The organism is Ramlibacter sp. PS3R-8, from assembly GCF_037572435.1.
Classification (GTDB): domain Bacteria; phylum Pseudomonadota; class Gammaproteobacteria; order Burkholderiales; family Burkholderiaceae_C; genus Ramlibacter.
Window position 1 is genome coordinate 651145 of sequence record NZ_JBBHGT010000001.1, and the last position, 21445, is coordinate 672589.

General features: G+C 68.1%; 17 protein-coding genes. 10 read left to right on the top strand and 7 right to left on the bottom strand.

Annotated features, from left to right (window positions below; genetic code table 11):
• Window positions 1-40: 40 nt before the first annotated feature.
• Window positions 41-844, top strand: a complete 804-nt coding sequence (map, locus tag WG902_RS03050; protein WP_340058434.1) for a type I methionyl aminopeptidase — start codon at window positions 41-43, stop codon at window positions 842-844.
• Window positions 841-3432 carry a [protein-PII] uridylyltransferase gene (locus tag WG902_RS03055; RefSeq protein WP_340058435.1) on the top strand — a complete coding sequence of 864 codons (2592 nt, stop codon included), beginning with the start codon at window positions 841-843 and terminating at the stop codon, window positions 3430-3432. The genes map and WG902_RS03055 overlap by 4 nt, the downstream gene beginning before the upstream one ends.
• Before the next feature lie 18 nt (window positions 3433-3450).
• Here WG902_RS03055 and WG902_RS03060 read toward each other — a convergent pair whose 3' ends face one another.
• Complete coding sequence (locus WG902_RS03060) at window positions 3451-3819, bottom strand: hypothetical protein (protein ID WP_340058437.1); 369 nt, start codon at window positions 3817-3819, stop codon at window positions 3451-3453.
• A gap of 24 nt (window positions 3820-3843) precedes the next feature.
• The gene (gene def, locus WG902_RS03065) at window positions 3844-4383 is read right to left on the bottom strand and encodes a peptide deformylase (RefSeq protein WP_340058438.1); all 540 of its coding nucleotides are present in this window, start codon (window positions 4381-4383) and stop codon (window positions 3844-3846) included.
• 49 nt (window positions 4384-4432) lie between these two features.
• Here def and WG902_RS03070 point away from each other — a divergent pair, with 49 nt between their 5' ends.
• On the top strand, window positions 4433-4837 hold the full coding sequence (locus tag WG902_RS03070) for a YbaN family protein (protein WP_340058439.1): 405 nt from the start codon (window positions 4433-4435) through the stop codon (window positions 4835-4837).
• On the opposite strand, the gene ligA is transcribed toward WG902_RS03070, so the two are convergent.
• The 3 genes from ligA to smc are packed head-to-tail and all read right to left on the bottom strand — an operon-like array spanning window position 4834 to window position 11478.
• Window positions 4834-6882: an NAD-dependent DNA ligase LigA gene (gene ligA, locus WG902_RS03075; protein ID WP_340058441.1), complete on the bottom strand. Its 2049-nt coding sequence runs from the start codon at window positions 6880-6882 to the stop codon at window positions 4834-4836. The two genes, WG902_RS03070 and ligA, sit on opposite strands and share 4 nt — an antisense overlap.
• 5 nt (window positions 6883-6887) lie before the next feature.
• A complete protein-coding gene (locus WG902_RS03080; RefSeq protein ID WP_340058442.1) occupies window positions 6888-7916 on the bottom strand; it encodes a cell division protein FtsZ in 1029 nt (342 codons plus the stop codon).
• Window positions 7917-7965: 49 nt separating this feature from the next.
• On the bottom strand, window positions 7966-11478 hold the full coding sequence (gene smc / locus WG902_RS03085) for a chromosome segregation protein SMC (protein ID WP_340058443.1): 3513 nt from the start codon (window positions 11476-11478) through the stop codon (window positions 7966-7968).
• A 309-nt stretch (window positions 11479-11787) separates the two neighbouring features.
• Here smc and WG902_RS03090 point away from each other — a divergent pair, with 309 nt between their 5' ends.
• Window positions 11788-12483 (top strand): MHYT domain-containing protein, encoded by a 696-nt coding sequence (locus tag WG902_RS03090; RefSeq protein ID WP_340058444.1) that lies wholly within the window; start codon window positions 11788-11790, stop codon window positions 12481-12483.
• Window positions 12484-12610: 127 nt separating this feature from the next.
• Here WG902_RS03090 and WG902_RS03095 read toward each other — a convergent pair whose 3' ends face one another.
• Window positions 12611-12991, bottom strand: coding sequence for a VOC family protein (locus tag WG902_RS03095; RefSeq protein WP_340058445.1), 381 nt, complete (start codon window positions 12989-12991; stop codon window positions 12611-12613).
• A 62-nt stretch (window positions 12992-13053) separates the two neighbouring features.
• On the bottom strand, window positions 13054-14079 hold the full coding sequence (locus WG902_RS03100) for an alkane 1-monooxygenase (protein ID WP_340058446.1): 1026 nt from the start codon (window positions 14077-14079) through the stop codon (window positions 13054-13056).
• 57 nt (window positions 14080-14136) lie between these two features.
• On the opposite strand from WG902_RS03100, the gene dapC reads away from it, so the two are divergent.
• The 6 genes from dapC (at window position 14137) to WG902_RS03130 (ending at window position 21426) form a co-directional block, all read left to right on the top strand.
• The gene (gene dapC / locus WG902_RS03105; RefSeq protein WP_340058447.1) at window positions 14137-15336 is read left to right on the top strand and encodes a succinyldiaminopimelate transaminase; all 1200 of its coding nucleotides are present in this window, start codon (window positions 14137-14139) and stop codon (window positions 15334-15336) included.
• A 5-nt stretch (window positions 15337-15341) separates the two neighbouring features.
• Window positions 15342-16166: a 2,3,4,5-tetrahydropyridine-2,6-dicarboxylate N-succinyltransferase gene (gene dapD, locus WG902_RS03110; RefSeq protein WP_340058448.1), complete on the top strand. Its 825-nt coding sequence runs from the start codon at window positions 15342-15344 to the stop codon at window positions 16164-16166.
• Between the two features lie 22 nt (window positions 16167-16188).
• Entirely contained in the window at window positions 16189-17337 is a 1149-nt protein-coding gene (locus tag WG902_RS03115) for a PilT/PilU family type 4a pilus ATPase (protein ID WP_340059427.1), read from the top strand.
• Window positions 17338-17341: 4 nt separating this feature from the next.
• The gene (gene dapE, locus WG902_RS03120) at window positions 17342-18487 is read left to right on the top strand and encodes a succinyl-diaminopimelate desuccinylase (RefSeq protein ID WP_340058449.1); all 1146 of its coding nucleotides are present in this window, start codon (window positions 17342-17344) and stop codon (window positions 18485-18487) included.
• 94 nt (window positions 18488-18581) lie between these two features.
• Entirely contained in the window at window positions 18582-19439 is an 858-nt protein-coding gene (gene prmB / locus WG902_RS03125) for a 50S ribosomal protein L3 N(5)-glutamine methyltransferase (RefSeq protein ID WP_340059428.1), read from the top strand.
• Window positions 19440-19452: 13 nt separating this feature from the next.
• Window positions 19453-21426 (top strand): ABC-F family ATP-binding cassette domain-containing protein, encoded by a 1974-nt coding sequence (locus tag WG902_RS03130; protein WP_340058450.1) that lies wholly within the window; start codon window positions 19453-19455, stop codon window positions 21424-21426.
• Window positions 21427-21445 lie beyond the last annotated feature (19 nt).

Genomic DNA, 21445 nt, shown 5'->3' on the forward strand with positions numbered 1-21445 from the left:
CTACCTGTGGGTTCTTTCACGCTCTGGGATAATCCCGCCCATGACGATCACGATCAAGGACGAAGCAGGCGTCCAGGGCATGCGCACCGCGGGCCGCCTCGCGGCGGAGGTGCTGGACCAACTGACGCCCTTCATCAAGCCGGGCATCACCACCCGGGAGATCGACCGCATCGCCGCCGAGGTGATGAAGAAGCAGGGCACGCTGTCTGCCACGCTGGGCTACCAGCCGGCCGGCTACCCGCCCTACCCGGCCTCGCTGTGCACATCCGTGAACAACGTGGTCTGCCACGGCATTCCCAACGACAAGCCGCTGAAGAAGGGCGACATCGTCAACGTCGACGTCACGGTCATCAAGGACGGCTGGTATGGCGACACCAGCCGCATGTTCCTGGTGGGCGAGTCGTCCATCGCCGCGAAACGGCTGGTCGGGATCACCTTCGAAGCCATGTGGCACGGCATCGTGCAGGTCAAGCCGGGCATCCGGCTCGGCGACGTCGGCTGGGCCATCCAGAAGTTCGCCGAAAGCAACGGCTTCACCGTGGTGCGCGAATTCTGCGGCCACGGCATCGGCCGCAACTTCCACGAAGAGCCGCAGGTGCTGCACTACGGCAAGCCCGGCACGCTGGAGGAACTGGTTCCCGGCATGACGTTCACCATCGAGCCGATGATCAACGCCGGCCGGCGCGACGTGAAGGAATTCGGCAGCGACGGCTGGACCATCGTCACCAAGGACCATTCCCTGTCGGCCCAGTGGGAGCACACGGTGCTGGTCACCGAGACCGGCTACGAGGTCCTCACCCTGTCCGCCGGCAGCCCGCCGCCGCCGGCCTTCGTGAAGGGATGACGGACCTCGCTGCGGTCCGCGACGCCTCCAAGGCGCGCAAGGCCGCCTTGCTGGCCGAGCTCCAGGCCGAAGGCGGCTCCACCCGCAGCATCAAGAGCCTCCTGCAGGCGCTGGCCCAGCACGCCGACGACACGCTCAAGCAGCTCTGGGTCCGCGCCGGCCTGCCGGCGGGCGTCGCGCTCGTGGCCGTCGGCGGGTTCGGGCGTGGCGAGCTGTTTCCCCATTCCGACGTCGACGTCCTGCTGCTGATGCCGGACGGCATTCACTGCGATGCCGACACATCCCTGCAGCAACGGGTGGAAAACTTCATCGGCAGCTGCTGGGACACCGGGCTGGAAATCGGCTCCAGTGTCCGCACGCTGGAAGAATGCCTGGCGCATGCCGCCAGCGACGTGACGGTGCAGACCTCGCTGCTCGAGGCGCGCCTGGTCACCGGCTCGCGCAAGCTCTTCACCTCCTTCCAGGCCCGTTTTCGCGCGCAGATGGAGCCGCGCGCCTTCTTCGTCGCCAAGACGCTGGAGATGCGCCAGCGGCACAACAAGTTCGAGAACACACCCTACGCGCTAGAGCCGAACTGCAAGGAGTCGCCCGGCGGCCTGCGCGACCTGCAGGTGATCCTGTGGGTGGCCAATGCGGCCGGCTTCGGCCGCAGCTGGGACGAACTGGCCCGCAACGGCTTGGCCACCGCCTTCGAAGCCCGCCAGATCAAGCGCAACGAGGCGCTGCTGTCGATGATCCGCGCCCGCTTGCACGTCGTGGCCGGCCGCCGCGAAGACCGGCTGGTGTTCGACCTGCAGAACGCGGTGGCCGAATCCTTCGGCTACAGCGCCACCATGCGCACCGACGGCCGGCTCGTGGCGCGCGCCAGCGAGCGGCTGATGAAGCGCTACTACTGGGCCGCCAAGGCGGTGGCCCAGTTGAACCAGATCCTGCTGCTGAACATCGAGGAGCGGCTGAATCCCGCGTCGTCCGAGGCCCGGCCGGTCAACGAACGCTTCTTCGAGAAGGCCGGGATGATCGAGGTCGCCAGCGACGACCTGTACATCAAGCAGCCGCAGGCGATCCTGGAAACCTTCCTCCTGTACCAGTCCACGCCGGGCATCAAGGGCCTGTCGGCGCGCACGCTGCGCGCGCTGTACAACGCCCGCAAGGTGATGGACGCAAACTTTCGCAACGATCCCGAAAACCACAAGACCTTCCGCGCGATGCTGATGCAGCCGCGCGGCATCACGCACGCGCTGCGGCTGATGAACCAGACTTCCATCCTCGGACGCTACCTGTGGGTGTTCCGCCGCATCGTCGGCCAGATGCAGCACGACCTGTTCCACGTCTACACGGTAGACCAGCACATCCTGATGGTGCTGCGCAACGTGCGACGCTTCTTCATCGCCGAACACGCGCACGAATACCCGTTCTGCTCGCAGCTCGCGGCGGGATGGGACAAGCCCTTCATCCTGTACACCGCCGCACTGTTCCACGACATCGCCAAGGGCCGCGGCGGCGACCACTCCGACCTGGGCGCGCGCGAAGTCCGGCGCTTCTGCCGCCAGCACGCCATCGACGACGATGACTGCAAGCTGATCGAGTTCCTGGTGCGCGAGCATCTCGCCATGAGCCGGGTGGCGCAGAAGGAGGACCTCGGCGAGCCCAAGGTCATCCAGGCGTTCGCGGCGCGGGTGGGCAACGAGCGATACCTCACCGCGCTGTACCTGCTGACGGTGGCCGACATCCGCGGCACCAGCCCGAAGGTGTGGAACGCCTGGAAGGGCAAGTTGCTGGAAGACCTGTACCGCTATACGCTGCGCGCGCTGGGCGGCGGCTCGCCCGACCCCAATGCGGACATCGAGGCGCGCAAGCGCGAGGCGCTGGTGCAGCTGCAGCTGTTCGCCCTGCCGTTCGAGGCGCACAAGAAGTTGTGGGACACCCTGGACGTCGGTTACTTCATGCGCCACGATGCCAACGACATCGCCTGGCACACCCGGCACCTGTCACGCCACGTCGGCAGCGCCAAGGTGATCGTGCGCGCGCGGCTGTCGCCGGTGGGCGAAGGCCTGCAACTGGTGGTGTACACGCCGGACCAGCCGGACCTCTTCGCGCGCATCTGCGGCTTTTTCGACCAGGCCGGCTTCAGCATCCTCGATGCCAAGATCCACACCGCCACCAATGGCTACGCCCTGGACACCTTCCAGGTGGTGACGGCCATGATGCCGGACCACTACCGCGAGCTGTGCTCGATGGCCGAGTCGGAACTGGCCGCCACCATCGCCGCCGCGGGCCCGTTGCCGCCGCCGAGCCGTGGTCGCGTGTCGCGCCGGGTCAAGAGCTTTCCGATCCCGCCGCGGGTGGACTTGCGGCCGGACGAGAAGGCGCAGCGCTGGCTGCTTTCGGTCTCGGCCAGCGACCGCGTCGGCCTGCTCTATTCGATCGCGCGCGTGCTCGCCAACCACAAGCTGAACCTGCAGCTGGCCAAGGTGACGACGCTCGGCGAACGGGTGGAGGACATCTTCCTCATCGACGGGCCGGAGCTGCAGCAGAACAAGCGGCAGCTCCAGATCGAAACGGAACTGCTGGAGGCGATAGCCTCGTAGCAGGGGCGGGCTGGCGGCTCAACGGACGCGGTGCGGCGGCTTCTTGCCTGACTTGAGCGGCCCGACGGCGCGGCGCATGAACGTCAGCAGCACCACCAGGGCGACCGCGCCGGCCACGGCGTTGAACAGGCCGAGCCCGGTGAACTCGGCTTGCGCCTTGCCCGAGTTCAGCATGGCGGTCACGAATTCACCGCCGATGAAGGCGCCGAACACGCCCACGAGCACTTCCTCGATGCGTGTGGTCCTGGTCTTGCTGCCGATGAACAGGCCGGCCATGCCGCCGACGAAAGCGCCGACGGCGCACCAGATATAGGGATTGATCTCGGCTCCTCGCCCATGGGGGCCATGGAAGCCCATGGTGACAGCAATCCGGCGGGGGAACGGCATTTCTTTTGGCGCCCCGCAACCGCGTCAGTCGTCCTGCTGCGCGTCGAGTCCCGGGAAAAGCACTTCGGTGAAGCCGAACTTCGTGAAGTCCCGCACGCGCATCGGATACAACTTGCCCACAAGGTGGTCGCATTCGTGCTGCACCACCCGCGCATGGAAGCCTTCCGCCTCGCGGTCGATGCGCTTGCCGTCCGGATCGAAGCCGCTGTAGCGGATCCGGCGCCAGCGCGGCACCACGGCGCGCAGGCCCGGCACCGACAGGCAGCCTTCCCAGCCTTCTTCTTCCTCGCTGCCGAGCGGCGTGATCACGGGGTTGAGCAGCACGGTGCGCGGCACCGGCGGCGCATCCGGATAGCGGGCGTTGGTCTCGTCCGTGCCGAAGATCACCAGCTGGAGGTCCACGCCGATCTGCGGCGCGGCCAGGCCGGCGCCCTGGGCCGCCTTCATGGTGTCTTCCATGTCGGCGATCAGCGCGCGCAGCTCAGGCGTGCCGAACGCGCGCACCGGTTCAGCCACGCGTAGCAGTCGCTCGTCGCCCATTTTGAGAATTTGTCGTACAGCCATTGGCTCAAGCATAGCGCCGCGCCGGCCGGGTAGCTGTTATCTTGGCGGCATGCAAACCGAAGCCCTGGGAAGCACCCTCTCCGCGCCCGCCCGCTGGTTCCTGATGACGCTGGCCGGCATCTTCGTGGTGCTGGGCGTGATCGGGTTGTTCCTTCCCGTCATGCCGACCGTTCCCTTCCTGGTCGTGGCCGCCTGGTGCGCCTCGCGCAGCTCACCGCGGCTTCACAGCTGGCTGCTGAACCACCCGCGCTTCGGGCACTTGCTGCGCGACTGGTACGAGGCCGGCCTGGTGCCGCGACGCGCCAAGTGGATCACCAGCGTGATGATGGCGGGCAGCACCTGCATGATGCTGTACATCACGCCCGCGCAGTGGATGCCCGCCGTGTGGGCCATCATCACCTGCATGGCGCTGATCCTGGTCTGGCTCTGGAAGCGGCCGGAGGTGCGCGGTTAACCCGCCAACAATCCCCGCAACCCTTCCTCGTCCAGCACTGTCACCCCCAGCTCCCGCGCCTTGTCCAGCTTGCTGCCCGCCTCCGCGCCGGCGACGACGTAGTCGGTCTTCTTGCTGACCGATCCGGCCACCTTCGCCCCGGCCGCCTCGAGCATTTCCTTGGCTTCCTCGCGCGACAGGGTCGGCAAGGTGCCGGTGAGCACCACCGTCCTGCCGGCCAGGGGCTTGGGCGCCTGCACCGCAGGCATGCCCTCCTCCCACTGCACACCGTTGGGCACGCGCAGCTGCTCGATCACCTCCCGGTTGTGCGGCTGCTGGAAAAAGGCGTGCACGCTCTCGGCCACGATGGGGCCCACGTCCGGGACCTCCAGCAAGCGCTCGACGCTGGCCTCCATGATCGCGTCCAGGTTTCCGAAATGCCGCGCCAGGTCGCGGGCAGTGGATTCGCCCACGTGGCGGATGCCGAGGCCGTAGAGGAAGCGCGGCAAGGTGGTCCGCTTGGATTTCCCCAGTGCCGCCAGCACGTTCTGCGCGGACTTTTCACCCATCCGCTCCAGCGCCACCAGGTTCGCCAGGCCGAGGCGGTAGAGATCCGGCAGCGTGCGGATGACGCCCGCCTCCACCATCTGGTCGACCAGCTTTTCCCCCAGCCCCTCGATGTCCAGGGCCCGGCGCTGCGCGAAATGCAGGATGGCGTGCTTGCGCTGCGCGCTGCAGAACAGGCCGCCCGTGCAGCGGTAATCCGCCTCGCCTTCCTCGCGCACGGCTGCGGAGCCGCAGACCGGACAGATGCGCGGCATGGTGAACACCTGCGAGCCGGGCGGGCGCTTGTCGGGAACGACCGCAACCACTTCGGGAATCACGTCGCCCGCCCGCCGCACGATCACGGTGTCGCCGACGCGCACGTCCTTGCGCCGCGCTTCGTCTTCGTTGTGCAAGGTGGCATTGGTGACCGTGACGCCGCCAACGAAGACCGGCTGCAACCTGGCCACCGGGGTGAGCTTGCCGGTTCGGCCGACATACACGTCGATGGACTCGACGGTGGTGAGCTGTTCCTGCGCCGGATACTTGTGTGCCACAGCCCAGCGCGGCTCGCGCGTGACGAAGCCCAGCCGCTTTTGCAGCGCCAGGCTGTTCACCTTGTAGACGACGCCATCGATGTCGTAGGGCAAGGCGTCGCGCTCGCGGCCCACCGCCTGGTGGTACGCGACCAGGTCGTCGGCCCCGCGCGCCACGGCAATGCGTTCGGCCACCGGAAAACCCCAGGCCTTCAACGCCATCAGCACCTCGTGATGGGTCTCGAAGGCGGGGCCATCCACGATCTCGCCCCAGCCATAGGCGAAGAAACTCAGGGGACGCTGCCGCGCGATGCCGGGGTCGAGCTGGCGCACCGCGCCGGCGGCCGCATTGCGGGGATTGACGAAAGTCTTCTCGTTCTTCGCGCCCTTGGCGATCTTCTCGCGTTGCAGTTCGTTCAGGCGTTCGAAGTCGTCACGGCGCATGAACACCTCACCGCGCACCTCCAGCACCGCGGGCGCATCACGCAGTCGCAGCGGGATTTGTCCCACCGTGCGGATGTTCTGCGTGACCTCCTCGCCGACCTCGCCATCGCCGCGCGTGGCGGCCTGCACCAGCACGCCGCCTTCATAGCGCAGGCTGAGCGCCAGGCCGTCGAACTTGAGCTCGGCGACGTACTCGACCGGCGCATCGCCTTCCTTCAACCCGAGCTCGCGCCGCACGCGCGCGTCGAAGTTGCGGGCGCCGCTGGGCTCGATGTCGGTCTCGGTGCGGATGGACAGCATGGGCACCCGGTGCCGCACCTTGGCGAAACCCTCCAGCACCCGGCCGCCCACGCGTTGGGTCGGCGAGTCGGGGGTCAGCAATTCGGGGTGCTGTTCTTCCAGCGCCTGCAGCTCGCAGAACAGCTTGTCGTATTCGGCGTCCGGAAGCTCCGGCGCGTCGAGCACGTAGTACTGGTGGGCGTGGTGGTGCAGCAGTTCGCGCAGGGCGTCGGCGCGTTCCTGGATGCGCGCGGGAACCGTCATGACGATCAGGAAAAGAGCCGGCGCGCCTGGGCCGAGCCGGCCGAGAGATCCCGCGCGTCGAGCGTGTCGTAGAGCTTCTCGAGGTCGGCGCCGATCGCGTCGAGCGCCTCCACCGGGATGACGCGGCCGTCGTCGTCGGTGATCAGGCCGTCCATGGAAGCGGCAAGGGCGATGGCAGCGTCGCGCATGCGCACGAACGGCTGTTCCGTGCGCGGCACCTGCGGCACGTCGAGGCTCAGCGTCAACTCGCGGATCGCCGAGTGCGCGGGATCGTCGGCCATCGCCGCCTGCGTGGAGAAAGCCAGGCCCAGGATCGGCGGGCTGCCGGCCACGTTGGCGGGCAGCACCATCCGGCCCGGGATGGCGCCGGCCACGAAGCCCAGCCGCGCCGCGTTCTGCTGCACGTAGCCCGGGCTCCACGCGGCGTTGCGCGCCCTCAGCGTGAAGCCCAGCTGGGCGTCGTGCGTGCCGGCGAACTGGTCGAGTTCGCGCGCACGCGCCACCTCGTCGCGCATCTCCGGAAAGTCCGGGGAACCGTTGACGGTGTCGGCAAACGCCTGCGCCTTCATCACGAACTCGGAGAACTCGATGTCGTTCAGCGCTCCATTGCGGTTGGCAAGCTGCACGCCGGCCTGGAACGCGGTGTAGCGCTGGCCGGGCCGCGGCGTCTCCCACTCCTGGGTGGCGTGGTTGCGTCCCTCGATGGCGAAGGACTTGCTGCCCGCGCGGCGCGTTGGCGGCAAGGCCCCCAGCGCGATCTCGCCGGGCACCGGCTGGTCCACCACGATGGGCGCGAGCACGTCGATCAGGGCATCCAGCCCGGGCCTGCGCTCGACCGGGGGCGGCGCCAGCGCCATGTCGTCGCTGAACGCGGGCTCCGTGCGTTCATCCTCCATGGGCACCGTGGCCAGAACGGTGGTCACCACGTCCGGCTGCCGCGGCGTATTGCGCCGCGTCGTCCAGGCGTTCCAGGCCACGATGAAGGCCAGGACCAGCCCGCCGATGATGGCCAGGCCGATGGTGAAGCCGGACATCACCGGCCCTGTCCCAGCGGCAGAGGGTGAGAACCGCGCTGCGCGGACATCATGTTTCCGCCATCGAGACCGCGGCCTCCATGTCCACCGCCACGATGCGCGAGACGCCCTGCTCCTGCATCGTCACGCCGATCAGCTGCTCGGCCATCTCCATCGCGATCTTGTTGTGGCTGATGAACAGGAACTGCGTTTCCTTGCTCATGCTGCGCACCAGCTTGGCGTAGCGCTCGGTGTTGGCGTCGTCCAGCGGCGCGTCCACCTCGTCCAGCAGGCAGAAGGGCGCGGGGTTCAGCTGGAAGATGGCGAACACCAGCGCGATGGCCGTGAGCGCCTTCTCGCCGCCGGACAGCAGATGGATGGTCTGGTTCTTCTTGCCGGGCGGCTGCGCCATCACCTGCACGCCGGAGTCCAGGATCTCCTCGCCCGTCATCACCAGCCGCGCATTGCCGCCACCGAACAGCTCGGGGAACATGCGGCCGAAATGCTCGTTGACGGTCTGGAAGGTGCTGCCCAGGAGGTCGCGTGTTTCCGCGTCGATCTTCTTGATCGCATCTTCGAGCGTCGTCATCGCCTCGGTCAGGTCCTTGGTCTGCGCGTCGAGGAACGACTTGCGCTCGCGCGCGGTGCTCAGTTCTTCCAGCGCGGCCAGGTTCACGGCGCCCAGGGCGGCCACCTCGCGCTGCAGCCGGTCGATCTCGCCGGCCAGGCCGGCCAGGCGGACATTGCCGGCCTCGATCGATTTGGCGACGACATCGAGATCCGCGTGCGCGTCCGCTAGGAGTTGCGTGTACTGCTCCAGGCCCAGGCGCGCGGCCTGTTCCTTGAGCTGGAGTTCGGTGATCCGCTGGCGCAGCGGGTCGAGCTCGCGCTCCAGCTGCAGCCGCCGCTCGTCACTGGCACGCAGCTTCGTGGTGAGGTCGTCGTACTCGCTGCGCTTGGCGCCCAGCGCCTGCTCGCGTTCCATCTTCAGTTGCAACGCGGACTGCAGGCCGGCCTGCGCCGCCGCGTCGGTGAGGCGAACCAGTTCGGCACGGGCGCGCTCCTCCTCGTCGGCGATCGAAGCAGCCTGCTGCGTCGCCGTTTCGATGGCCCGCTGCAATTCACCGCGCCGCGACTGCAAGGCGCGTTGCGCGAATTGCGCCTCCTGCGCCTGGCGTTCCAGGCTGCGGTGCTGCTCGCGCGCTTCTGCCAGCTTGCGCTCGGTCTCGATGACGCGCTCGTCCAGCTGCGCATGCCGCTCCTGGCTGTCCGCCAGCTGCATGTCCAGCTCCTCGAAGCGGCCCTCGGCGGCGACGCGGCGCTCCTGCAGATCCTCCAGCAGGGCGTCGACTTCAGCCATGTCGCCGGCGATCTGCTCGCTGCGCGCGCGGGTCTGCTCGGCCAGCTGCGTCAGCCGCAAGGTCTCGACCTGCAGCTCGTGGGCGCGGCTTTGCGTCTCCGCGCCTTCGCGCCGCGCCGTCGTCAGGCGCTGCGAAGCGTCGGTGTAGGCCGCCTCGGCGCGCACCAGTGCGCCTCGCGCCTCTTCCGAAATCAGGCCCTGGGCACGCAGCTGCTTTTCCAGGTTTTCGATCTCCTGCTGGCGCGCCAGCAGGCCGGCCTGTTCGGAGTCCTGCGCGTAGAAGCTCACGCTGTGCGCGGTCACGGCATGGCCCGACTTGACGAAGATCGCCTCGCCAGGCTTGAGCTTGTCGCGCGCAGCCAGCGCTTCTTCGAGCGTGGGCGCCGTGTAGCAGCCGTGCAGCCAGTCGGCCAGCAACGCCTTCTGGCCAGCGTCGTTCAACCGCAGCAGGTCGGCCAGCCGCGGCAGTGCACCGGCGGCTTCCGGGGCACCGGCGGCGGGCGGGCTGTAGAACGCCAGCTTGGCGGGCGGCGCGTCGCTGCCGAAGGCCCGCACCATGTCCAGCCGCGACACCTCGAGTGAATTGAGGCGCTCGCGCAGCGCGGCTTCCAGTGCGCTCTCCCAACCCTGTTCGACGTGGATGCGGCTCCACAGGCCTTGCAGGCCGCCCAGGCCATGCTTGGCCAGCCAGGGCTGCAGCTTGCCGTCGGTGCGCACTTTCTCCTGCAGCGCCTTCAAGGCCTCCATGCGGGCCGACAAATCCGCCTGCTTGCCGCTTTGCGCATTGACGTCCTGCTGCTTCGCGCGGCGGTCGTCATCGAGCTGCGGCACTTGCTCCTGCAGTTCGTGCAGGCGGGCGTCGGCCGTCTCGGCGGCTTCCTGCGCGGCCGCCAGTTGCGAACGCAGGTTGGCCAGCCGCACTTCGTCGGGCGCGGACAGGGCATTGCGGTCGACCAGCAGCCGCTCGCGGCGCTGGGTCAACTGGCGCGACTGCTCCTCGATGTTGCGCTGGTCGGCGGCCAGCACCTGGATCTGTTGCTGCACCTGGGCGACGGCGCCGCGCTGCTCGGAGGAGCGGGACTGCGCCTGCCGCAGCGTCTCCTCGAGGTCGGGCAGCTGCAGGCCCTGGTCCTCGACCTGCGCGGCCAGCGTGATGGCGCGCTCCTCGGCGTCCAGCGTCTGGGCGGCCAGGTTTTCGGTCTCCGCCTCGGCGTCCTGCCGGCGCGACGCCCATTGCGCGGTCTGTTCCTTGAGTTGCGCAAGCCGCTGCTCCACCCGCTGGCGGCCTTCCACCACGAAGCGGATCTCGGCTTCCAGCCGGCCGACTTCGGCGCTCGCCTCGTACAGCAGGCCTTGCGACTGGTTCACCTGGTCGCCCGCCGCGTAATGCGCCTGGCGGATCGTTTCCAGCTCGCTTTCGATGCGGCGCAGGTCGGCGACGCGGCCTTCCAGGTCGTTGACGGCCTTGTCGGCGTCCGCCTTGATGCGCCCTTGGTCGTTTTCGCTCTCGGTGCGCTTGAGGAACCACAGCTGCTGCTGCTTCAACGTCACGTCGGCCTGCAGCGCGTTGTACCGTGCCGCCACCTCGGCCTGCTTCTCCAGCTTTTCCAGGTTGGCGTTCAGCTCGCGCAGGATGTCCTCGACGCGCGTGAGGTTCTCGCGCGTGTCGTGCAGGCGGTTCTCGGTCTCGCGCCGGCGCTCCTTGTACTTGGAGACGCCCGCGGCCTCCTCGAGGAACAGGCGCAGTTCCTCGGGCTTGGACTCGATGATCCGGCTGATGGTGCCCTGGCCGATGATCGCGTAGGCACGCGGCCCGAGGCCAGTGCCGAGGAACACGTCCTGCACGTCCCGGCGGCGCACCGGCTGGTTGTTGATGTAATAGCTGGACGTGCCGTCACGCGTCAGCACGCGCTTGACCGCGATCTCGGCGAACTGCGCCCATTGGCCGCCGGCACGATGGTCGGCGTTGTCGAAGATCAGTTCGACGGACGAGCGCGACGCGGGCTTGCGCGTCGTCGTGCCGTTGAAGATCACGTCCTGCATCGACTCGCCGCGCAGCTCGCTGGCCTTGGACTCGCCGAGCACCCAGCGCACGGCGTCCATGATGTTCGACTTGCCGCACCCGTTGGGACCCACGACGCCGACCAGTTGCCCGGGCAGCAGGAAGTTGGTGGGGTCGGCGAAGGACTTGAACCCGGAAAGCTTGATCGATGTGAGACGCACGCCCCTCGCCCTTGCACTGATTCGAATGAGAACGCCGGCCTCGGAGCCGGCGTCGTTGCGGGGAAATCATAACCGGTGGGCTTTTGGACTCTGCCGGGCTGCGCCTGAGCCGTTTGACGCTCAAATCAGACGTTTGTAGTGCTACAAACTCACAGAACATAGGAAAACTGCTTAAGCAAAAGAGCGTTGACCGTAACGAGTTGTTAGAAACACGAGTCATCGAAAGGCTTGAATGAACCCGGTCGTCACCACCAACTACCAGCTCTCCTACGTTTTCTTTTCCTTCGCGATCTCGTCCTCGGCTCCTTCGTGGCGCTGACCGCAGCCAACCGCATGCGCCAGGGAAACGGCCGGATCAGCCTGATCAACACCCTCTCCGCCGGCCTCGCCCTCGGGGGCATCGGCGTGTGGTCCATGCACTTCATCGGCATGGTGGCATTGAAGCTGGACGTGGCCACCGGCTATTCGATGCTGGAGACCATCGTCTCCCTGGTTGCCGCGATCCTGGCGACCGCACTCGCGCTCTTGCTGGTCGCCAAGCGCCCCGACCACTTCCCCACGCTGCTGGGAGCCGGTTTCATGCTCGGCATGGGCGTGGTGGTGATGCACTACCTGGGCATGTTCGGCATGCGCTTCGCCGGCTTCATCCGATGGAATTTCCTGGTGATCGGACTCTCCGCATGCATTGCGGTCGTCGCGGCCACGGCGGCCTTGTGGCTGGCCTTCAACACCCGCACCCTGGGGCCGCGGATCTGCGCCGCGCTGCTGATGGGTGTGGCGGTCTGTTCCATGCACTACACCGGGATGAATGCCGCCGAATTCGTCTGCACGTCGGCCAACCGCGTCACGCCGCCCTCCGGCCTTGGCGTGGTCAACGCCCTGGACCTGCCCTCGCTGGTCGCCGCGGTGGCGCTGTGCATTGCCGCGCTGATCTCGATCGACCAGTTTTTCCAGGGCGCGGACACGAAAATGCGCCTCGCCAGGGCGGCCGCCCGCGCCCGCTGAGCTCGCACGGAGTTGCCGGGCGATCGCTGGCAGCCGTGACCGGCATGCCGGGGTGCCTTCGGCAACCCGGCCTGCCGAATGGGCCGTAGGCCGGGTTGCCGACAGGCACCCCGGCATCTGCCGCAGGTCAACCGACCTCATGCAGGCACAGGAAATTGCCTTCGGTGTCCCGGAACCAGGCGGCCTTCTCCGCGCCCAGCACGCACACGTGGTCCACCGTCTTCAGGCCCGGCAGGTCATAGTCCTCGAACACCACGCCAGCCTTTTCGAGGGCGCGGATTCGTTGCGAAATGTCCCGCACTTCGAAGCTGAGGGCGGTGTGCTCGGCCTTGGTACCCCCCACGCGCGGGATCAGCGCGATGGTCGCGCCGTCGCACTGGTATTCGTAGCGGCCGTCCACGCGCGGTCCGCCGTCCGGGCGGAAACCGAGTTTCCCTTCGTAGAAGGTGCGGGCCCGTTCCATGTCCACGACGGGCAGCATGGTGGTGACTTTGGCTTGCGACAGCATCCCGGTCTCCTTGGCGTGGGTGGTGCGCGAAGCATAGCCAGCCGCCGCCGGCCTTCAAGGGCTCAGCCGCCCGCAGGGGCCGGCCGGCGCCGGTGCATCAGCCCGAACCAGACGGGCGGTAGGGCGGCCAGCAGGATGCAGCCGGCATACCCGGTCGGCAACTGCGGCCCCGGCAGGGCCTGCAGCTCCGGATACGGTTTCCACGCATGCACGTGATGGTCGGAGTGACGTTGCAAGTTGGCGAGCACGCTGTTCGACAGCAAGGTGTCGGCATTCCACGCGTGCTGGGTGCCGAAAGGCTCGGGCCGGCCGTCCGCATCGGTGCCGCGCTGCAGCCCGTAGTGCTCGATGTAGTTCACCGTCTCCAGCAGCCAGATCGCAAACGCGGACTGCAGCACCCAGAACAGCAGCACGCCCCACCAGCCTGCGGCGGCCAGTCCGGTCAGCACCGCGACGTTGGCCACGGTGCACCAGAGCAGCGGGCTGCGCATCCAGCTCTTGCGCCGCAGGTGCAGGAACTCCGACTCCAGCTTCCATGCGTGCATCCAGCTTCCCGCCAACGTGCGTGGCAGGAAGCGCCACAAGCTTTCCCCCGGCCGTGCCGAAGCGGGATCATCGTGCGTGGCAGCGCGAACGTGGTGGCCCCGGTAGTGTTCCACCATGAAGTGCCCATACATCACGCACCCCATCAGCACCCACCCGAGCGCGCGGTCACCGCGGTGCCGGCTGTGCCCCAGCTCGTGGGCGAAGGTGATGCCCTGGGCGCCGGCCACGAAGCCGACGGCGAACGCCAGCCCCAGGATCGTCGGCAGGTCGGCGTGCGCCGCGGCGGCGCCGCCGGCAACCAGCAACAGGATCTCCAGCGGCACGAACGCGCGCAGGATCCAGGCCAGGGCCGGCTGCGGCCCCGCGCTGGGCGGTGAGCGGCGGAACCACGGCACCGTTGCCTCGCCGAGCGCGATCACACCCCAGATCACGGCGGCGCCGACCGCCGCATGCGCCGGATCGTCCAGCACCGACCACAGCGTCAGCGCCGGCAGCAGCAGCCCCAGGAGGAAGCGCAGGTCGGACAGGCGCCAGGTCGTCATTCGCCCATTGAATCCCGCCCCGGCGGCTGCGTCAATGCGCGCGGGGATAATCCGGGGATGAATCCCCTGCTGTCACGCCTGCAGCCCTATCCCTTCGAGCGCCTGAAGCAACTGTTCGCCGGCATCACGCCGAATCCCGCATACCGTCCCATCAGCCTGGGCATCGGCGAGCCCCGCCACCCGACACCCGCCTTCATCAAGCATGCGCTGGCGGCGGCCATGGACACTCCCGGCAGCGACCTGGCGGGCTATCCGCAGACCCTCGGCAGCCCGGAGCTGCGCGCGGCTTGTGCCGCCTGGATGCAACGGCGCTACGGGTTGGCCGTCGATGCGGCGACGCAGGTGCTGCCGGTGAACGGCTCGCGCGAAGCCCTGTTCGCGTTCGCGCAGACCGTGATCGACCCGACCCGGCCGGCGGTGGTGGTGTGTCCCAATCCGTTCTACCAGATCTACGAAGGCGCGGCCCTGCTGGCGGGCGCCGATGCGTACTTCGCCGCGACCGATCCGGCGCGCAACTTCGCGGTGGACTGGGACGGCGTTCCCGAGTCGACCTGGGCGAAGACGCAGCTGGTGTACGTGTGCTCGCCCGGCAACCCCACGGGCGCGGTCATGCCGCTGGAGGAATGGCGCAAGCTGTTCGCGTTGCAGGACCGGCATGGCTTCGTGATCGCCTCGGACGAGTGCTACAGCGAGATCTATTTCCGCGACGAGCCGCCGCTGGGCGGCCTCGAAGCGGCCGCGAAGCTGGGTCGAGCGGGTTTCCCCGGCCTCGTGGCCTTCACCAGCCTGTCCAAGCGCAGCAACGTGCCCGGCATGCGCAGCGGCTTCGTCGCCGGCGACGCCGCGTTGATCAAGCAATTCCTGCTGTATCGCACTTACCACGGCAGCGCGATGAATCCCGTGGTGCAGGCGGCCAGCACGGCGGCGTGGAACGACGAAGGCCACGTGGTGGAGAACCGCAACCTGTACCGCCGCAAGTTCGCCGAGGTCACGCCCTTGCTGGAAGGGGTGCTGGACATCCGCCTGCCCGACGCCGGCTTCTACCTGTGGGCCGGCGTGCGCGGAAGCGACACCACGTTCGCCCGCGACCTGCGGGCTCAATACAATGTGACCGTACTGCCGGGCAGCTACCTGGCCCGCGAGGCGGGGGGCGGCAACCCCGGCACCGGCCGCGTCCGGATGGCGCTGGTTGCCGACACCGCGGAGTGCCTGGAAGCCGCGCAGCGCATCGTGCAATTCGTCCAAAACAGATCCTGATCTTCATGACCCAACAGCTCCAGCAAACCATCGACAGCGCGTGGGACAACCGCGCCGGCCTCTCGGCCCAGTCCGCCCCCAAGGATGTGCGCGACGCCGTGGAGCACGTGATCGACCAGCTGAATACCGGCAAGCTGCGCGTGGCCACGCGCGAGGCGGTCGGCAAGTGGACGGTGCACCAGTGGGTGAAGAAGGCCGTGCTGCTGTCCTTCCGCCTGAACGACAACGTGATGATGAAGGCCGGCGACCTGGCCTTCTACGACAAGGTGCAGACCAAGTTCTCGCACCTGTCGCCCGAGGAGATGGCGGCCACCGGCGTGCGCGTGGTGCCGCCCGCCGTGGCGCGCCGCGGCAGCTTCGTCGCCAAGGGCGCGATCCTGATGCCCAGTTACGTGAACATCGGCGCCTACGTCGACGAAGGCACCATGGTGGACACCTGGGCCACGGTGGGTTCCTGCGCACAGGTGGGCAAGAACGTGCACCTGTCCGGCGGCGTCGGCCTGGGCGGCGTGCTGGAGCCGCTGCAGGCCAACCCGACCATCATCGAGGACAACTGCTTCATCGGCGCCCGCTCCGAGGTGGTGGAAGGCGTGATCGTGGAGGAGAACTCCGTCATCTCCATGGGTGTCTACATCGGCCAGAGCACCCCGATCTACGACCGTGCCACCGGCGAGACGCTGTACGGGCGCGTGCCCGCGGGCTCGGTGGTCATCTCGGGCAGCCTGCCCAAGGACGGCGGCCGCTACAACCTGTACGCGGCGATCATCGTCAAGAAAGTGGACGCCAAGACGCGGTCCACCACCAGCCTGAACGACCTGCTGCGCGACTGACACTGGAAGGACGGACGACATGATGGGCACGATGGAGCGGATCCTGCGGTTGATGGCCGAGAAGAAGGCTTCCGACGTCTACCTCTCGGCGCATGCGCCGGCGATGATCAAGATCAACGGCCAGACGCTGCCGATCAACAACCAGCTGCTGCCGGCGGACGCCACCCGCGCGCTGCTGGCCGAGGTGCTGCCGGCGCATCGCATGGAGGAACTGGACACCACCGGCGAGCTGAACATGGCCCACGCCGTCGAAGGCGCCGGCAACTTCCGCTTCTCGGCCATGCGCCAGCGCGGCAGCATCGCGGCGGTGGTCCGCTACATCGCCACCGACATTCCCGCCCTGGCCACGCTGCAGGTGCCCATGATCCTGGCCGACCTGATCCTCGACAAGCGCGGCCTGCTGCTGATGGTCGGCTCCACCGGCGCCGGCAAGAGCACCACGCTCGCCGCGATGATGGACCACCGCAACGAAACCATGACGGGCCACATCCTCACCATCGAGGACCCGGTGGAGTTCATCTTCAAGAACAAGAAGTGCGTGGTGAACCAGCGCGAGGTGGGCAGCGACACGCAGTCGCTGCAGACCGCGCTGAAGAACGCGCTGCGGCAGGCGCCCGACGTCATCCTGATCGGCGAGATCCGCGATCGCGAGACGATGTCCGCGGCGATCGCGTATGCGCAGTCCGGCCACCTGTGCCTGGCCACCATGCACGCCAACAACAGCTACCAGGCGCTGAACCGCGTGCTGTCGTTCTATCCGGTCGAAGTGCGCCCCACCATGCTGGGCGACCTGGCCGCCGCCCTGAAGGCCGTGGTGTCGCAACGCTTGTTGCGCACCGTGACCGGCGGCCGCGCGCCGGCGGTGGAGGTGATGCTCAACACCAAGCTGATCTCCGAGCTGATCGAAAAGGGCGACTTCTCCGGCGTCAAGGAAGCCATGGAGAACTCCATGGCCGAGGGCTCGCAAACCTTCGAGCAGGACATCGCCCGGCTCATCATCGACGGCGTGGTCGACAAGAAGGAAGGCATGGCCTACGCCGACTCGCCGACCAACCTGCAATGGCGCTTGCAGAACAGCGCCGTGGGCGCGGCCTTGGCGGACGCGGCCGACGACGACGAGGCGGATGACACACCATCCTTCACCGAGATCACCTTCGACGTGAAGCACTAAGGGAATGTCCCGCACGCTTTTCCTCGCCGAGCAGCTGATCGCACAGCGTTCGGTCACGCCGGAAGACGGCCAGTGCCAGCCGATCCTGGCGGCGCGGCTGCAGGCGCTGGGCTTCACCTGCGAAACCATCGCCGGCGGGCCGACGGATTTCCGCGTCACCAACCTCTGGGCCAAGCGGCCGGGCCGCAGCGGCCGCACGCTGGTGTTCGCCGGCCATACCGACGTGGTGCCCACGGGTCCGCTGGAACAGTGGACCAGCGACCCGTTCGTGCCGAGCCACCGCGACGGCAACCTGTACGGGCGCGGCGCTGCGGACATGAAGACGTCCATCGCCGCCTTCGTCGTGGCGGTCGAGGAATTCCTGGCGTCCCACCCCAACCCCGATCTCGGCATCGGCTTCCTGATCACCAGCGACGAGGAAGGCCCGGCCAACGACGGCACGGTGCTGGTCTGCCAGCAACTGGAGCAACGCGGCGAAACGCTCGACTACTGCATCGTCGGCGAGCCCACGTGCGTGGAGCGGCTGGGCGACATGATCAAGAACGGCCGCCGCGGCAGCCTCACCGGCAAGCTCACCGTCAAGGGCGTGCAGGCGCACATCGCCTACCCGCAGCTTGGCAGGAACGCGATCCACCTGGCCCTGCCGGCGCTGGACGAACTGGCGCGCACCGAGTGGGACCGCGGCAACGACTTCTTTCCGCCCACCAGCTTCCAGGTGAGCAACTTCCACGGCGGCACCGGCGCGGGCAACATCATCCCCAGCCGGGCGGTGATCGACTTCAACTTCCGTTTCGCCAGCGTCACCACGGCCGAACAGTTGCAGCAGCGCGTGCACCAGGTGCTGGACCGCCATGGCCTCGACTACGAGCTGGCCTGGACGGTGGGCGGCCAACCCTTCCTCACCACGCCCGGTGCGCTGGTGAACGCGGTGCAGGCCGCGATCCGCGACGAGACCGGCATCGAGACGGAGCTGTCCACCACCGGCGGCACCAGCGACGGCCGCTTCATCTCGCGCATCTGCCCGCAGGTCATCGAGTTCGGGCCCATCAACGCCACGATCCACAAGATCGACGAGCACGTGCGCGTGGCCGACATCGACCCGCTGAAGAACATCTACCGCCGCACGCTGGAGCACCTGGACCGGGCATGAGCACCGCCGGGCCGCCCCAAGGTGCGAACGCCCCCTTGGGGGGCAGCGCCGCACACGAAGTGGCAAGCGTGGAGGGATCCGCTTCGTGAGATTGATGGCGCTGGTGGAAGACCTGGCCGCGCAGCTGGAGGCGGCCGAGGTCAGCTTCGGCCACGGCACCACCAACGCATTCGATGAAGCCGTCTGGCTGGTGCTGTGGCACCTGGGACTTCCGCTGGACGAACTCGACGCCCACGCCGAGCGCGAACTGCAGCCGCACGAGCAGCAGGCGGCGCGCGAGTTGCTGCACCGGCGCATCGCCACCCGCCAGCCGGCCGCCTACCTGACCCGCGAGGCCTGGCTGCAGGGCGTGCCGTTCTACGTGGACGAACGCGCCATCGTGCCGCGCAGCTTCATCGCGGAACTGCTGGCGGACGGCAGCATCGATTCGTGGCTGTCCGACCAGACCCGCAAGGTGCTGGACCTGTGCACCGGCAACGGCAGCCTGGCGGTGCTGGCGGCGATGGCGTATCCGGACGTGCGGGTCGACGCCGCGGACATCTCGCCGGACGCGCTGGCCGTGGCGCGCATCAACGTCGACAAGCATGGTCTTGCCGAACGCGTGCGCCTGGTGGAGTCCGATGGGCTGGCGGCCCTGCCCGGCCCCTACGACCTGGTCCTGTGCAACCCGCCTTACGTGAGCGCGGCCGGCATGGCGGCACTGCCGCGGGAGTACCGGGCGGAGCCGGAACTGGCGCTGGCCGGAGGTCACGACGGCATGGACTTCATCCGCACGCTGCTGCGCGATGCGCCGTCGCGCATGAGCCCGGAAGCGGTGCTGGTGCTGGAGATCGGCAACGAGCGCGCGCATTTCGAGGCCGCTTTCCCGCGGCTGGAGGCGGTGTGGCTGGAAACGACCGCAGGCGTTGACCAGGTACTGCTGCTGACGCGGGAGGCGATCGCGGGGACCTGAGACAATCGGGCCAGTGATCCAGCTCAGAAACGTGACTTTGCGCCGCGGCGCCAAGGTCCTCCTCGACGGCGTGTCCGTCACCATCAACCCCGGCGAAAAGGTCGGCCTCGTCGGCCGCAACGGCGCCGGCAAGTCCACCCTGTTCGCGCTCCTCAACGGCACGCTGCACGAGGACGCGGGCGATTTCTCCGTGCCGTCCCAGTGGCGGCTGTCGCAAGTGGCGCAGCACATGCCCGAAACGGACGAGCCGGCCACGGCCTTCGTCCTCGGCGGCGATACGCGCCTGATGGAGCTGCGCGGGCAACTCCTGCAGGCCGAAGCCGGTGACGACGGCTACGCGATCGCGCATGCGCACTCCGACCTGGCGGACGCCGGCGAACACGATGCGGTGCCGCGCGCGCAGTCGCTGATCCTCGGCCTCGGCTTCCGGCCCGAGGAACTGGAACGGCCTGTCAACAGCTTTTCCGGCGGCTGGCGCATGCGCCTGCAGCTGGCGCGCGCGCTGATGTCGCCGTCGGACCTGCTGCTGCTGGACGAACCCACCAACCACCTGGACCTGGACGCGCTGGTGTGGCTGGAGGCCTGGCTGCTGCGCTACGCGGGCACGCTGGTGGTGATCAGCCACGACCGGGAATTCCTGGACGGCGTGACCGGCGTCACGCTGCACATCGACCACCAGAAGCTCACGCGCTACGGCAGCAACTACAGCGGCTTCGAAACGATCCGCGCCGAGCAGCTGGAGCAGCAGCAGGCCACCTTCTCGAAGCAGAAGGAAAAGATCGCCCACCTGCAGAAGTTCATCGACCGCTTCAAGGCCAAGGCGAGCAAGGCCAAGCAGGCGCAAAGCCGGGTGAAGGCGCTGGAGCGCATGGAGAAGATCGCGCCGGTGCTGGCGGATGCGGAGTTCACCTTCGAGTTCAAGGAGCCGGCGAACCTGCCGAATCCGATGCTGGCGATCAGCGATGGCAGCTTCGGCTATGCGTCGGAGGAAGAGGGAACCAAGGTCATCCTGCGCAACGTCAACCGCTCCGTCCTCGCCGGCCAGCGCATCGGCATCCTGGGCGCCAACGGCCAGGGCAAGTCGACGCTGGTGAAGACGATCGCACGCACGATGGCGCCGCTGGCGGGCACCATCACCGAAGGCAAGGGCCTGGCCATCGGCTACTTCGCGCAGCAGGAGCTCGACGTCCTGCGCACGCAGGACACGCCGCTGGAACACATGATCCGCCTCGCGCGCGAGGTCGGCCCGGCCGGGCGCGAGCAGGAGCTGCGCAACTTCCTCGGGCAGTTCCTGTTCTCGGGCGACATGGTGCAGCAGGCCGTGGGCACCATGAGCGGCGGCGAGAAGGCGCGGCTGGTGCTGGCCATCATCGTCTGGCAGCGCCCCAACCTGCTGCTGCTCGACGAGCCGACCAACCACCTCGACCTGGCCACCCGCGAGGCGCTGGCCATGGCACTGAATGAATTCGAAGGCACCGTGATGCTGGTGAGCCACGACCGCGCGCTGCTGCGCTCGGTCTGCGACGAGTTCTGGCTGGTCGGCCGCGGCGGCATCGCGCCCTTCGACGGCGACCTCGACGACTACCAGCGTTACCTGCTGGACGAAGCCAAGCGCCTGCGCGAGGCCGCAAAGCTGGCGAATGCCGCACCGGCGCCGGCGCCGGCGCCCGTTGCCGCCCCGGCGCCGGTGGAGAAGCGTGCGGACCCGCAGGAGCAGCGCAAGGCGCAAGCCCAGCAGCGGCAGCAGCTTTCCACGCGGCTCAAGCCGATGAAGAAGGAGCTGGAGCAGGCCGAGCAACGCATCGCGACGCTGGAAGCCGAAAAGGTCGTGCTGGAAGCCACCCTGTCGCGATCGCCAGGCCCCGCGGACATCGCCGAAACCGGACGCAGGCTCAAGGCCGTCGCGGATGAACTGGCGACCCTGGAAGAACGCTGGCTCGCCCTGTCCGGCGACATCGAGACGGCCCAGGGCGCCGCGGCGGGCTGACACTTGCGCGGCGGGCCTT